Consider the following 211-nt stretch of genomic DNA (forward strand, 5'->3'; position numbering starts at 1 on the left):
CGGCGGTCTCGTGGACCTTGCCCGCGACCAGATCAGCCACGCTCTCGTAGTTGTGCCCTCGAACCGCCCGCGGCGTCGGGGGTTCGCCCCGGCTGCTGGCCTGGTGGGCCTCGATGATCCGCTTCACGGTCTTGTGGGTCGTCCCGCACATGGCGGCCGCTCCCCGGTAACTGCCCACCTCGCGGTAGGCCGAAATGATGTCCATCCGTGC

Annotated in this window: 1 pseudogene; it reads right to left on the minus strand. The window is 69.2% G+C overall.

Going from position 1 to position 211, the window contains the following annotated elements:
- Nucleotides 1-211: pseudogene (locus tag ACYQ1K_RS28085) on the minus strand (IS21 family transposase); the annotation flags it as partial.

It is taken from the genome of Nocardioides sp. AN3 (assembly GCF_054653495.1).